Source organism: Aquabacterium sp. (assembly GCF_035476535.1).
In the GTDB taxonomy this organism is placed as follows: Bacteria; Pseudomonadota; Gammaproteobacteria; order Burkholderiales; family Burkholderiaceae_C; genus Pseudaquabacterium.
In genome coordinates this window covers 1-12,652 of sequence record NZ_DATILJ010000074.1, presented here as the reverse complement: position 1 = coordinate 12,652, position 12,652 = coordinate 1, and the positions used below count along the sequence as shown (strand labels likewise).

Sequence of the window (12,652 nt, the reverse complement as noted above, 5' to 3'; positions counted from 1 at the left end):
TGATCGGGCGGTGAACCTGCGCAGAGAGGCTGCGCATCGGTCAGGGTCGGTGGCATCGGCGGTACGGCAATGCCTTATCGTTCGGTGCCGAGCGATGAAACACCCGACCAAGGAGCCCCCGTGAGCGTGCCAACGCGCAAACCCGGCGAACTGCCGATCCAGGCCTCGCAGGTCCGTGTGGGCCTGCATGTGCGCCTGCCGCTGTCCTGGCTGGACCACCCGTTCCTCAGCTCCAGCTTCCTGGTCACCACCGAAGACCAGGTGCGCGAGATCCTGGCGCTGGGCGTCGAGGTCTATTGCGATCCCAAGCGGTCCAAGGTGATGCCGGCGCCGCTGGCCAGCGCCGCCGCAGTGGATCCGGCGCATGAGCTGGAGCTGACGCTGGTGCGCCAGCGCCAGGAAGCGCAGCGCCAGGCCAAGGCGGTGCGGGTGAAGGTGATGGCCGACATGCGCGCCAAGCTGGACGTGGTGCAGAAGCAGTACATGTCGGCCGCCGAGCAGACCGCGAATGCCTTCAAGCTGATGGGCGCGCGGCCGGCCGAGTGCGTGGGCGTGATGCGCGAGGTGGCCGCCGAGTCCGCACGCTCGCTGCTCGCCGACCCCGACTCCGCGATCATCCTGATCGCCGACAAGGCCAAGAGCCAGGGTGAAGTGGCGCATGCGCTGTCGGTGATGACGCTGTCGCTGCTGCTGGCCAAGCAGCTGCAGCTGCCCGAGGCCGAGATCCAGCTGGTTGGCATGGCGGCCTTGATGCACGACATCGGGCACAGCGGCGTCAACCCGTCGATCCTGCGCAACCCGGCGCGCAACCGGCATGAAGAAGCGGTGTTCCAGACCCATGCCCGCCTGGGCTTCGACCAGTTGGCGGCCGTGGGTGCGGCGGTGCCGCAGGGCGTGGCCGAAGCCGCGCTGCACCACCACGAGCGCGACGACGGCAAGGGCTTCCCGTCGGGCCTGAAGGGCGCGGCCATTCCGCGGCTGGCGCGCATCGTCGGCATCGCCAACCGCTTCGACAACCTGGCCAACCCGGTCGATCCGCGCACGGCGGTCTCGCCCTTCGAGGCGCTGGGCGTGATGTGGGCGCGCGAGAAAACGGCCTTCGAAGAAGTGCTGCTGCAGACCTTCATCCGCACCATGGGCATCTATCCGCCGGGCACGCTGGTGCAGCTGTCCGACGGCCGCAGCGGCGTGGTCGTGGCCACCGCGCCGCCCAGCGCGCGGCTGTGCCCGCAGGTGCTGATCTACGACCCCGACACGCCGCGCCGCGAGGCGCTGATCCTGGACCTGGCCGACCCCGAAACCGCGCAGCAGCTGAAGGTGCTGAAGGCGGTGCGCATGCAGGAGCGCAGCGAGGACGAACTGGACTACCTGCTGCCGCGGCGCAAGATGAGCTGGTACCGCGGCAACAGCTAGGATCGTGGCATCCACCGGAGAGAAACCATGTTTCGTCGCGAGTACTTCCCGTCCGACACGATCAAGATGGTCAACCAATCGGAAGGCAGGCTGGGCAGCACCGGCAAGGCGGCCCACGCGATTGCCGAGCACCTGATGAAGGGCTCGCCCGGCGCCGTGCTGTACGGCGTGGCCGAGAGCCTGGCCAAGGGCGGCGTCCAGATGAACAGCGTGGGCGTCTCCAAGGACGACTTCCGCGACCGCTTCAAGGAGAGCCCGGGCACCGCCAATTCCGGCTGGCTGGGCAAGGGCGATATGTCGTTGCTGCTGTGCGAGCTGCTCAACTCCGATGTCGGCCAGGAGGCCATGGGCGCGCTGGACACGGGTGTGCAGCGCGTCGAGGTGCACTACCTGAACGAGAAGAAGATGGCCAAGCTGTTCGGCGGCCTCGGTGCGGTGGGCATGAACCACAGCAACTGGCTGGTGACCCCGGCGAAGAGCGAGATGGTGACCAAGTCCGTCGTCAACAAGAAGGGCGACACGGTCACCTTCCAGGCCAAGGTCACCACGCCCAAGGTCGTCACCCCGTCGGTCAAGGCCACCGACCTGGCCTCGATCCACGCGGTGCTGGACAACATGGCCGGCCGCCTGCACCTGCAGACGCTGTTCCCGGACAACCAGACCGTCGAGAGCCATGCCAAATGGCGCCTGGGCACCGGGTCGGTGATGCTGACCATCGGCAAGGACGGCAAACCGGTGCAGGTCTTCACCGCCTGAAGCGGCATCACCGGGCACGCGCACAGCTGGACCTGGCAGGCGGCATGATCCGGCGATGAAGCTGATCCACCACCCCTTGCTCGCCGCCACGCCGGGCACCCGGCAGGAGCTCGTGAGCCTGCATTTCGGCCAGCCCGGTGCCGGCCCGAAAGTCACGATCCAGGCCTCGCTGCATGCCGATGAAGTGCCCGGCATGCTGGTGGCCCAGCACCTGCGTCGCCGCCTCGAAGCCCTGGAAGCCGCTGGCCAGCTGCGCGGCGAGGTGGTGCTGGTGCCTGCGGCCAACCCGATCGGCCTGCACCAGTGGCTGCTGCGCGACCAGCAGGGCCGCTTCGAGCTGGCCAGCGGCCAGAACTTCAACCGCCATTACGCCGACCTGACCGATACCGTGGCCGCCGCGGTGCAGGGCCGGCTGGGCGCCGATGCGGCAGCTAACGTTCAAACAGTGCGTGCCGCGCTGCGCGCCGCGGTGGCGGCGCTGCCGGCCAGCGGCGCGCTGGAGAGCCTGCGCAAGACGCTGTACGGCCTGGCCATCGACGCCGACATCGTGCTGGACCTGCATTGCGACGGCGAAGCGGTGATGCACTTCTACACCACGCCTGACGGCTGGCCGCAGGCCGAACCGCTGGCCCGCTGCATGGGCGCGCAGGCCGTGCTGCTGGCCACCTCTTCGGGCGACGAACCCTTCGACGAAGCCTGCTCGATGGTCTGGACCCGGCTGGCCGAGAGGGTCGGGCCCGCGCACCCGCTGCCGCCGGCCTGCACGGCAGTGACCATCGAGTTGCGCGGCGAAGGCGATGTGTCGCATGCGCTGGCCGCGCAGGATGCCGCGGCGATCGAGCACTTCCTGCAGCTGCGCGGCGTGATCGCCGGCACGCCGGCCGAACTGCCGCCGCTGCGCTGCGAAGCGACGCCGCTGGCCGGCTCGATGCCGATCCATGCGCCGCAGGGCGGTGTGCTGGTGTTCCTGCGCGAGCCGGGCGACCGCGTGAAGAAGGGCGAGCCGATCGTCGAGCTGATCGACCCGTTCAGTGGCGAGGTGACGGTGCTGGTCAGCCCGGTGGACGGCCTGCTGTACGCCCGCGAGCGCCGCCGCTTTGCCGTGGCCGGCATGCCGCTGGCCAAGGTGGCCGGGCGTGAGGCGCTGCGGCAGGGCCTGTTGCTGTCGGCATGATGCGGGCAGGGCACGATGAGCTCGATCGCCGCTCACCGTGAACGCTATGCGCGACTCATCGTGCGCAGCGCCGGGCCATCGAGTCGGCGCCTGATCGAGGCCTTCGCCTCGATCCCGCGCGAGCAGTTCCTGGGCCCGGCGCCCTGGCCGGTGCTCAACGGCTCCGGCCACGGCCCCCGCTGGACCGAGGACCCGCGTGAGCTCTACCAGGACGTGCTGGTCGGCATCGCCCTCGAGCGCGGCATCAACAACGGCCAGCCCTCGCTGCACGGCAGCTGCCTGGAGGCCTGCGCGCCGGCGCACGGCGACACCGCGCTGCACATCGGCGCTGGCACCGGCTACTACACGGCGATCCTGGCGGCGCTGGTCGGACCCACCGGCACGGTGCTGGCCTACGAGATCGAGCCCGACCTGGCCGAACGCGCGCGGGAGAACCTGGTGCGGTGGCCGAACGTTCGGGTCATCGCCGCGTCGGCCTGCGCCGGCGCCTTGCCTGCGGCCGACGTGATCTATGTGAACGCCGGTGCCACCCATCCCGTGCCCTGCTGGCTGGATGCGCTGAAGCCGGGCGGCCGGCTGATCTTTCCGCTGACGCCGAACGAAGGGTATGGCGGCATGCTGCTGGTGACGCGGCGCGGCGAGACCCGCTACGACGCGGCGATGCTGATGCGCGTGGCCTTCATCCCCTGCGCCGGCGCGCGCGACGAGGCCAGCGCGCGGGCCCTTGCCGCGGCGCTCGACAGCCAGCCCATGCACATCGTGCGCTCGCTGCGGCGTGAGGGGCCGCCTGACGACACGGCCTGGTACGTGGGGGCGGGCGGCTGGTTGTCGACGGCGGACGCCGGCTGAACGGCCTGGCTTTCTACAGTCCGGCGGGCGGCAGCGCCAACACCTTGAGGATGGCGCTGGCGCTGACCAGGTCGACGCCGTCCGCCGAGACCTGGCCTTGCATGAAGACCAGGGACGAGGTGGCTCGAACGACGCGGCCACGGGCCTCGAGGAACTGCCCTGCACGGCCGGCCGACAGGAAGTGCGTGTCCAGCTGCACCGTCACGCAGGCGCGGCGGCCCAAGGCTTCCCAGGCGATGGCGCTGAGCGCGTGGTCGGCCAGCGTGGTCAGCATGCCGCCATGCACAAGACCGGCCGGATTGAGGTGGTCGGCGGTCGCCAGCACGCCATAGGCCCAGCTGATCTCCTCCTGGCGGGTCCAGAGCGGTCCGATCAGGCCCGCGAATCCGGCAAGCGATCGTTGCTTCCAGCCCTGCGCGGTCAATGCGTCGTGCGTTTGCGGTGCATCCATCGAGATCAGCTCCGGCTTGCCAACAACTGCGACAGCGTCTGCGCCTCGGTTTGCAGGTCCTTGGCCAGCGCCTGGCTCTTGGCGCCGCCCAGCTGATCGGCGACGCCGGCGGCGACCAGTGAATGCGTCATCCGGCCCCGGGCGTCGAACACCGGCACCGCGATCACCGCCACGCCGCTGATGTAGTTGCCGCGGTCGACGCTGTAGCCCTTCTTGCGCACCGCCTCCACCTCCTTGCGCCAGGCGTCGATGTCCGGCGGCTGCTCCCAGCGCAGGGCCTTGAACTTGCGTTCGAGTGCGGCGTCCGTCAGCTCGGTGAACGCAGCCACCAGCCTGCCGGTGGCGCTGATCAAAGCGGGAAAGCGGCTGCCGACATCCACGTGCAGGCGGAACGGCGCCTGCGAGCGTGACAGCGCCAGCACCACCATGTGCTCGACGCCGCTCACCTCGACACCGATGGCGGTGACGTTCCAGGTGCCCGACAGCCGATCGAGCACGGGCTGCACCAGCGCGGGAAAGGGGCTGCTCTCGATGACGCTGCGGGCCAGCGCCAGCATGCCCACGCCCAGTCCATAACGTTTGGTGTCAGCGTCCACCTTGACCAGGCCTTCTTCGACCAGGACCCGCAGGATGTGCAGACAGGTGCTGGTGACCATGCCGAGTTCCTGCGAGATCGATTTCAGCGTCAGCGGCGACGGGCTGCGGCCCAGCAGGCGAAGCACGGCGATGGCCCGCGTCACGGCGGGCACGGGCCGCACACGCGGGCCGGTGGCGGCCGTCGGGCTGTCGGTAGGGGATGCGCTCATCACTCGATCTTTGCACGGGGATGGCGGCAAGCATAAGGGCTCGTCCGCGGCGTGCGCGAGCGTCGGGATCGGTCTGGATTGAAATTGTCTATAGACAATCAATGAACGCTATTGACAATTGTCGGGTCGGCGCGCAAAGTTGCATCCACTGGCTGCCGACGACATCACGCCCCCACCATGACTTCACTGACCGACTACTCCTCCTACGCAGACGCACAGGCCCACTGCTCACCCGAGAAGCTGTGGGCGCTGTTCGATGGCGATCGCGAGCAGATGAACATCGCGCACGAATGCATCGACCGGCATGCCGAAGGGGACCGCACGGCCATCATCCTGGTGCGCGCCGGCGGCGAAGACGAGTTGCTCGGCTTCCGCGAGATCTCGGAAGCGTCGGCCCGCTTTGCGCACTACCTGCTGGCCCAAGGCATCCGGCCAGGCGACCGGGTGGCGGTGATGCTGGAGCCCTCGCGCGAGTTCTATGTCGCGATGTTCGGCGCGATGAAGATGGGCGCCATCGCGGTGCCGCTGTTCACGCTGTTCGGGCCCGACGGCATCCGCCTGCGTGTGCAAGACTGCCAGCCGCGCGTCGTGGTCACCAATGCCGAAAAGGCGTCGATGGTGGCCAACTCGCCCGAGCTGCAGCTGCTGGTGGCCGACGGCGCCTTCATGCATTCGCTGGCCCGGTTCCCGTCCGAGTTCGTGCCCAGCACGCGGGGCGACGACTTCGCGATCTTCCAGTACACCTCGGGCACCACGCGTGAACTGCCCGATGCCGTCAAGCACACCCATCGCGCTATCGTCACGCTGATGCTGGCCGCGCTTTACGGCACCGGCGTGCGGCCGGGCGACCGCTTCATGTGCCCCTCATCGCCGGCCTGGGGGCATGGCCTGTGGCACGGCACCCTGGCACCGCTGGCGCTGGGCGTGACGATCGGTGCCTACGCCGGCAAGTTCAATGCCGAACGCCTGCTCAAGGCGCTGCAGGACCACCGCTTCACCAACATCTCGGCAGCGGCCACGCACTACCGGATGATGCGCAATTCCGGGGCCGCTGCGAATTACCGTTATGCGCTGGAGAAGGTGTCCTTCACCGGCGAGCCGATCGACAGCGAAACCTCCGAGTTCGTGCAGGCCACCTTCGGCCGGCCGGTGTGCAGCATGTACGGCACCACCGAGATCGGCGTCTGCCTGGTGAACTACCCCGGCGCGCCCGACTTCGTCGTCAAGACGGGCTCGCTGGGCAAGGCCATCCCGGGCGTTCGCGTCGAGGTGCAGGACGCCCACGGCGCGCCCTGCGCACCCGGTGTCACCGGCGAACTGAAGCTGTGGCGCCGCGGCGAATGGCTGCCGACCAAGGACCTGGGCCGCATCGATGAGGACGGCTACTTCTGGCATGGCGGCCGGGCCGACGACGTGATCATCTCGGCCGGTTGGACCATCGGCGCCGTGGAAGTGGAGGACGCGATCCTCAAGCACCCCGACGTCAAGGAAGCCGCAGCGATCGGCGTGCCCGACGCGCTGCGCGGCCAGGTCGTCAAGGCCTTCGTCGTCTCGCCGCGCAGCGGCGACGACGCTTTCGTCCAGGAAATCCAGGACGCCGTGCGCACCCGGCTCAGCCAGCACGAATACCCGCGCCAGGTGGTCTTCGTGCCCGAGCTGCCGAAGACGCCGGCCGGAAAGATCCACCGAAGAAAACTGCGAGAGCAGGAACTCGCCAACACCGTTGCGGCAGCAGCCGTCCCTTCATGACCGGACCCAGGAGATCCCATGTCGACCCCCACTGAAAGAAGCTTCCCCAAGATCACCGAGAGCGGTCTGGACGATCTGCGCCGGCGCATCGGCGTCAAGATCGGCAAGACCGTCGAGCCCTGGTGCTACGAGGCCACGCGCGACAACATCCGCCACTACGCCCACGGCATCGGCGACGACAACCCGCTGTGGTGCGACCCCGAGTACGCCGCGAAAACGAAGCACGGCGGCCTCATCGCGCTGCCCAGCTTCCTGTTCTCGACCAGCCGCATCGTCTCCGGCTATGTCGGCGGCCTGCCCGGCGTGCACGCGATGTGGTCGGGCGCGGACTGGACCTGGCACAAGACCGTCCAGCGAAACGACGTCATCTCCACTGAGGCCTACCTGAAGGACCTGGTCGAGCATCAGACGCGCTTCGCCGGCCGCGCCGTGCAGCAGATCTACAACGTCAAGTTCTACAACCAGTCGGGCGACCTGGTGTCGGAAGCCGACAGCTGGTGTTTCCGCACTGAGCGTGACCATGCCCGCGAGCAAGGCACGAAGTACAAGGAAGTGCGTGCCCGCGAGCCGCGCCGCTACACCGACGAGGAGCTCGCGTCCGCCTACCAGCTGTACCGCGACGAGCCGATCCGCGGCGCCACGCCGCGCTACTGGGAGGACGTGAAGGAAGGCGAGGCCCTGCCGACCATGTTCAAAGGCCCGATGACCGTGACCGGCTTCATCGCCTATGCGCAGGGCTGGGGCGGTCTGTACATCCGCGCGAACAAGCTGGCGTGGAAGCTGCACGACGAGCATCCCGGCACCGGCATCAAGAACCGCTTCGGCATTCCCGACTGTCCCGAGCGCGTGCATTGGGAAGAGGACTTCGCGCTCGAAGTCGGCGCACCGGGCGCCTACGACTACGGTCCCGAACGCACTTCATGGCTCACGCATCACCTGACCAACTGGATGGGTGACGACGGCTTCCTGCGCAAGGCCAGTTGCAAGATCCGCCGCCACAACCCGGAAGGCGACATGCTATTCATCAAGGGCCTGGTCAAGCGCAAGTTCGTCGAGAACGGGCAGTACCTGGTCGAGATCGAACAGGAAGCGCGCAACCAGGACGACGAACTGTCGGTGCTGGGCACGGGCGTGGTGGAACTGCCGTCGCGGGCCTGAGTGGCGGCCGCCCGATGATGGATCGCAGCGTCTTCTTGCGGAGTGACTCAGCGTGACGATGTCTGACCCATGCCACGCGGCAGCACCCGCGGCGAAAGTAGCGGCCCGGGGTGCCCTGGTGGGCGTCCGGGTGATCGACCTGTCCCGGGTGCTGGCGGGACCCCTGTGCACGCAGATGCTGGCCGACCAGGGGGCCGACGTGATCAAGGTCGAGCCGCCGGGCGGCGACGAGACCCGCACCCTCGGACCGCCCTTCAACGACGCCGGCGACGCGGCGTATTACACCGCCGTCAACCGGGGCAAGCGGGCCATCGCGCTCGACCTGTCCCATCTCGACGGTCAAGCGACGCTGCTGGCGCTGCTGGAGAACGCCGATGTGCTGGTGGAGAACTTCATCCCCGGCACGATGGCGCGCTGGGGGCTCGACTACGACACGGTGCTCAAGCGCAGGTTCCCGCGGCTCGTCTGCTGTTCGATCTCGGGTTTCGGCTCTGACGGCCCCTTGGGCGGCCTGCCGGGCTACGACGCCATCGTGCAGGCCATGAGCGGCCTGATGAGCATCAATGGCGATACGGACTCGGGGCCCACCCGCATCGGCGTGCCGGTGGTCGATCACCTCACGGGCTATACCGCGCTCAGCGGCATCCTGCTGGCCTTGTTCGACCGTGAACGCACGGGCCTGGGTCAACGCGTCGAAGCCACCTTGTTCGATACCGCGCTGAGCCTGCTGGTCCCGCAGGCGGCGAACTGGATGCATTCGGGCCGCACACCTGAGCTGCTGGGCAGCGCCCACCCCAACATCGCGCCGTACGACAAGTTCGCCTGTCGCGACGGCATGATCTTCCTGGGCATCGTCAACGACCGGCAGTTCCGGCGCTTCTGCGAGCACATCGGCCTGGCTGGGCTGCTGGCCGATGAGCGCTTTGCGACGAACAGCCGCAGGCTGCAGCACCGCGACCTGCTGCGTGCCGAGATCGAGGCTGCGCTGGCCCCGCTGCTGCGGCACGAGGTGTGCCACGCGTTGATGCGCCAGGGCGTTCCCGCGGGGCCGGTGAACACGGTGCCGCAGGCCTTTGCGCAGCCGCATGTGGCGCACCGCCGCATGCATGTCGAACGGCAGGGCTACCAGGGCGTGGGCGTGCCGACGAAGCTGTCGCGCACGCCGGGACAAGCCGCCGGCTCACCGCCCACCTTCGGGCAACACACGGACGAGGTGCTCCTGGAAGCCGGCCTGAGCGAACAACGCATCGCGGCCTTGCGCGAGTCCGGCGTGCTGCCCCGCAAGCCTGTCACCTAGGCGCCGACACGCCACCCTTTCCCCAAAACAAGCAGGAGACATGCATGAAGATTCTGACCCTGGTCGCGGCCTTCGCCGCGGCCCTCCTCATCGCGCAGCCCGCGGCGGCACAGGCCTACCCCAGCAAGCCGGTGCGCATCATCGTGCCCTATCAACCGGGGCAGGGCACCGACGTCGCCACCCGCTACCTCGCTGAACACCTGGCCAAGGCCATGGGGCAGACCTTCGTCGTCGAGAACAAGGCCGGCGCGGGCGGGAACATCGGCACGGCGGAAGCCGCGCGTGCAGCCGCCGACGGCTACACGCTGCTCATGGGCACCAACGGCACCCATGTGCTGAACCAGTTCCTCTACCCCACGATGCCTTTCGAGCCGGAGAAGGACTTCGAGCCGGTCATGCTGGTGAGCAGCTTTCCGATGGTGCTGCTGGCCAACCCCTCATCGCCGTTCAACAGCCTGGCGGACCTGCTGGCCGCGGCCAAGGCGAAGCCCGATGCGGTCGACGTCGCGCTGCCCAGCACGACGGCCCTGCTGGTGCTCGAGCTGCTGAAGCAACAGACGGGGACCACCATGCTCGGCATCCGCTACAAGGGCTCCGCCTCGTCGATGACGGAAGTCATCGGCGGCCAGGTGCCGGTGACCATCGACACGGTGAGTGCCTCCCGCCCGTTCATCGCCAGCGGCAAGCTGAAGGCGCTGGGCGTGACCTCGCTCGAGGCGACCGACCTGCTGCCCGGCGTCAAGCCCGTGTCGGCCCAGGGCGTCGCCGGCTTCCAGGTCGTGGCCTGGAACGGGCTCTATGCGCCGCGCGGTACCCCGGCTGCAGTCGTGCGCAAGCTCAACGCCGAGCTGGCGAAGATCCTGGCGCAGCCGGAGGTCAAGCAGCGCCTGCTGGAACTCGGCCATGAGCCGGCGAGTGGGTCACCGGCGAAGCTCGCCGAGTTCGCCAGGAGCGAGCGCCAGAAGTGGGGCCCGCTGATCCAGAAGGCCGGCATCAAGGCTGACTGATCAACTCCTGAGATGGCAGGACACCCAATGCCCCTCGGTGGTCTGCTTCAACTCCGGCCGCTGCACATCGCACAGGCCCTTCTGCGCGATCGGGCAGCGGGTGTGGAAGTGGCAGCCGGGTGGCGGGCGGATGGGGCTGGGCACGTCGCCGACCAGGCGGATGCGCTGGCGCTTGAGCGTCGGGTCGGGGATGGGCACCGCTGACAGCAGCGCTTCGGTGTAGGGGTGGCGCGGCGTGGTGTAGAGGTCGTGCGCGCTGGCCAGCTCGACGATGCGGCCGAGGTACATCACCGCGACGCGATTGGCGATGTGCTCGACCACCGACAGGTCGTGCGCGATGAAGATGTAGGTCAGGCCGAACTGCGCCTGCAAGTCTTGCAGCAGGTTGATGACCTGGGCCTGGATCGACACGTCCAGCGCTGACACCGCCTCGTCGCAGACCAGCAGCTTGGGGCTCACCGCCAGCGCCCGCGCGATGCCGATGCGCTGGCGCTGGCCGCCGGAGAATTCATGCGGATAACGTCGCATGTGATCGGCGTTGAGTCCTACCGTCTCCAGCAGCTGGGCAACCCGCGCTTCGATGTCGGCATTGCCTTTGGCCAGCTTGTGGATCACCAGGCCTTCGCCGACGATGGCACCCACCGTCATGCGCGGGTTCAGCGAGGCGAACGGGTCCTGGAAGATGATCTGCATGTCGCGGGCCAGTGCGCGCAGATCTTCCTTGCCGAGGGCCGTGACGTCGCGGCCTTCGAACCACACCTGGCCCGAGGTGGGCTCGATCAGCCGCAGGATGCAGCGGCCGGTGGTGCTCTTGCCGCAGCCGGACTCGCCGACCACGCCCAGGGTTTCGCCGGCGCTGACCGTGAAGCTGACGCCGTCCACCGCGCGCAGGCGCTCGGTGGACTTCTTCAGGAAGCCGCCCGGCAGCGCGAAATGCTTGACCAGGTTCTCGACCTTCAGCAAGGGTTCGCTCATGCGGGCACCACATCCAGAATGCAGGCGACCTTGTGACCCGGCGCAACCTCGCGCAAGGGCGGATCGGCATCCCGGCACTTGGCTTGCACGTATTTGCAGCGACCGGCAAAGCGGCAGCCGGGTTTCGGCGCGATCAGTTTCGGCACGCTGCCCGGAATCGCTTCCAGCCGCGGCTTCAAGGTGGCGCCGAGGTCGATGCGCGGGATCGAGCGGATCAGCCCCTGCGAATACGGATGGCGCGGGTGCGCGAACAGCTCCCGCACCGGCGCTTCTTCGACCACCTTGCCGGCATACATCACGACCACGCGCTGTGCCACTTCGGCGACCACGCCCATCGCATGGGTGATCAGCATCACTGCCATGCCCATCTCGGCCTTCAGCTCGGACAGCAGGTCGAGGATCTGCGCCTGGATCGTCACGTCCAGCGCCGTGGTCGGCTCATCGGCGATCAGCAGCTTCGGCGAGCAGGACAGCGCCATCGCGATCATCACGCGCTGGCGCATGCCGCCGGAGAACTGGTGCGGGTAGTCGTTGACGCGCCGCTCCGGTGTTGGAATGTGCACCTTGCGCAGCATCTGCACGGCGCGCTCCTTCGCGTCCTTCTTGCTCAGGTTTTCATGCAGGCGCAGGCCTTCGCCGATCTGCTCACCCACCGTGTAGACCGGGTTCAGCGAGGTCATCGGCTCCTGGAAGACGATGGCGATTTCCTTCATGCGGATGCGGCGCATCTCCTCGGCCGACAAGGGCACCAGGTCGCGGCCCTGCCACAGCACCTTGCCCTCGACGATGCGGCCGGGTGGCATTGGCAGCAGCTTCAGCACCGACATCGCGGTGACCGACTTGCCGCAGCCCGATTCGCCGACCACGCACACCGTTTCGCCGGCATTCACCGAGATGTCGACGCCGTCGACCGCATGCAACCAGCCGTCGTCGGTCTTGAAATGGGTCTTCAGACCCTGGATGTCGAGCAGGGCCATCAGAGCACGCGCCTGGGGTCGAGCGCGTCACGCAGCCCGT

Annotated in this window: 12 protein-coding genes; 8 read left to right on the top strand and 4 right to left on the bottom strand. The window is 68.2% G+C overall.

Annotation, left to right across the window (positions count from 1 at the left end; translation table 11 throughout):
* The first annotated feature begins 120 nt into the window (after positions 1 to 120).
* Genes VLK61_RS07245 through VLK61_RS07230 form a run of 4 tightly spaced genes read left to right on the top strand, consistent with a single transcriptional unit; the run spans position 121 to position 4,192 of the window.
* Entirely contained in the window at positions 121 to 1,413 is a 1,293-nt protein-coding gene (locus VLK61_RS07245; RefSeq protein WP_325419671.1) for an HD-GYP domain-containing protein, read from the top strand.
* A gap of 27 nt (positions 1,414 to 1,440) precedes the next feature.
* Entirely contained in the window at positions 1,441 to 2,169 is a 729-nt protein-coding gene (locus VLK61_RS07240) for a hypothetical protein (RefSeq protein ID WP_325419669.1), read from the top strand.
* 55 nt (positions 2,170 to 2,224) lie between these two features.
* The gene (locus VLK61_RS07235) at positions 2,225 to 3,343 is read left to right on the top strand and encodes a succinylglutamate desuccinylase/aspartoacylase family protein (RefSeq protein WP_325419667.1); all 1,119 of its coding nucleotides are present in this window, start codon (positions 2,225 to 2,227) and stop codon (positions 3,341 to 3,343) included.
* A 15-nt stretch (positions 3,344 to 3,358) separates the two neighbouring features.
* The gene (locus VLK61_RS07230) at positions 3,359 to 4,192 is read left to right on the top strand and encodes a protein-L-isoaspartate O-methyltransferase family protein (protein ID WP_325419665.1); all 834 of its coding nucleotides are present in this window, start codon (positions 3,359 to 3,361) and stop codon (positions 4,190 to 4,192) included.
* Positions 4,193 to 4,205: 13 nt separating this feature from the next.
* Here the strand turns inward: VLK61_RS07230 and VLK61_RS07225 are convergent, their stop codons facing one another.
* A complete protein-coding gene (locus VLK61_RS07225) occupies positions 4,206 to 4,643 on the bottom strand; it encodes a PaaI family thioesterase (RefSeq protein WP_325419663.1) in 438 nt (145 codons plus the stop codon).
* Between the two features lie 5 nt (positions 4,644 to 4,648).
* Complete coding sequence (locus tag VLK61_RS07220; RefSeq protein ID WP_325419661.1) at positions 4,649 to 5,449, bottom strand: IclR family transcriptional regulator; 801 nt, start codon at positions 5,447 to 5,449, stop codon at positions 4,649 to 4,651.
* Between the two features lie 177 nt (positions 5,450 to 5,626).
* Here VLK61_RS07220 and VLK61_RS07215 point away from each other — a divergent pair, with 177 nt between their 5' ends.
* The 4 genes from VLK61_RS07215 to VLK61_RS07200 are packed head-to-tail and all read left to right on the top strand — an operon-like array spanning position 5,627 to position 10,660.
* A complete protein-coding gene (locus tag VLK61_RS07215) occupies positions 5,627 to 7,198 on the top strand; it encodes an acyl-CoA synthetase (protein ID WP_325419659.1) in 1,572 nt (523 codons plus the stop codon).
* Positions 7,199 to 7,216: 18 nt separating this feature from the next.
* Positions 7,217 to 8,356, top strand: coding sequence for an FAS1-like dehydratase domain-containing protein (locus VLK61_RS07210; protein ID WP_325419657.1), 1,140 nt, complete (start codon positions 7,217 to 7,219; stop codon positions 8,354 to 8,356).
* 58 nt (positions 8,357 to 8,414) lie between these two features.
* Complete coding sequence (locus VLK61_RS07205) at positions 8,415 to 9,653, top strand: CaiB/BaiF CoA transferase family protein (protein ID WP_325419655.1); 1,239 nt, start codon at positions 8,415 to 8,417, stop codon at positions 9,651 to 9,653.
* A 44-nt stretch (positions 9,654 to 9,697) separates the two neighbouring features.
* Positions 9,698 to 10,660, top strand: coding sequence for a Bug family tripartite tricarboxylate transporter substrate binding protein (locus tag VLK61_RS07200; protein ID WP_325419653.1), 963 nt, complete (start codon positions 9,698 to 9,700; stop codon positions 10,658 to 10,660).
* On the opposite strand, the gene VLK61_RS07195 is transcribed toward VLK61_RS07200, so the two are convergent.
* Together VLK61_RS07195 and VLK61_RS07190 are read right to left on the bottom strand one after the other, a co-directional pair.
* Complete coding sequence (locus VLK61_RS07195; RefSeq protein ID WP_325419651.1) at positions 10,661 to 11,635, bottom strand: ABC transporter ATP-binding protein; 975 nt, start codon at positions 11,633 to 11,635, stop codon at positions 10,661 to 10,663.
* Positions 11,632 to 12,612, bottom strand: a complete 981-nt coding sequence (locus tag VLK61_RS07190) for an ABC transporter ATP-binding protein (protein ID WP_325419650.1) — start codon at positions 12,610 to 12,612, stop codon at positions 11,632 to 11,634. Before VLK61_RS07190 ends, VLK61_RS07195 begins: the two co-directional genes overlap by 4 nt.
* Positions 12,613 to 12,652: the final 40 nt, after the last annotated feature.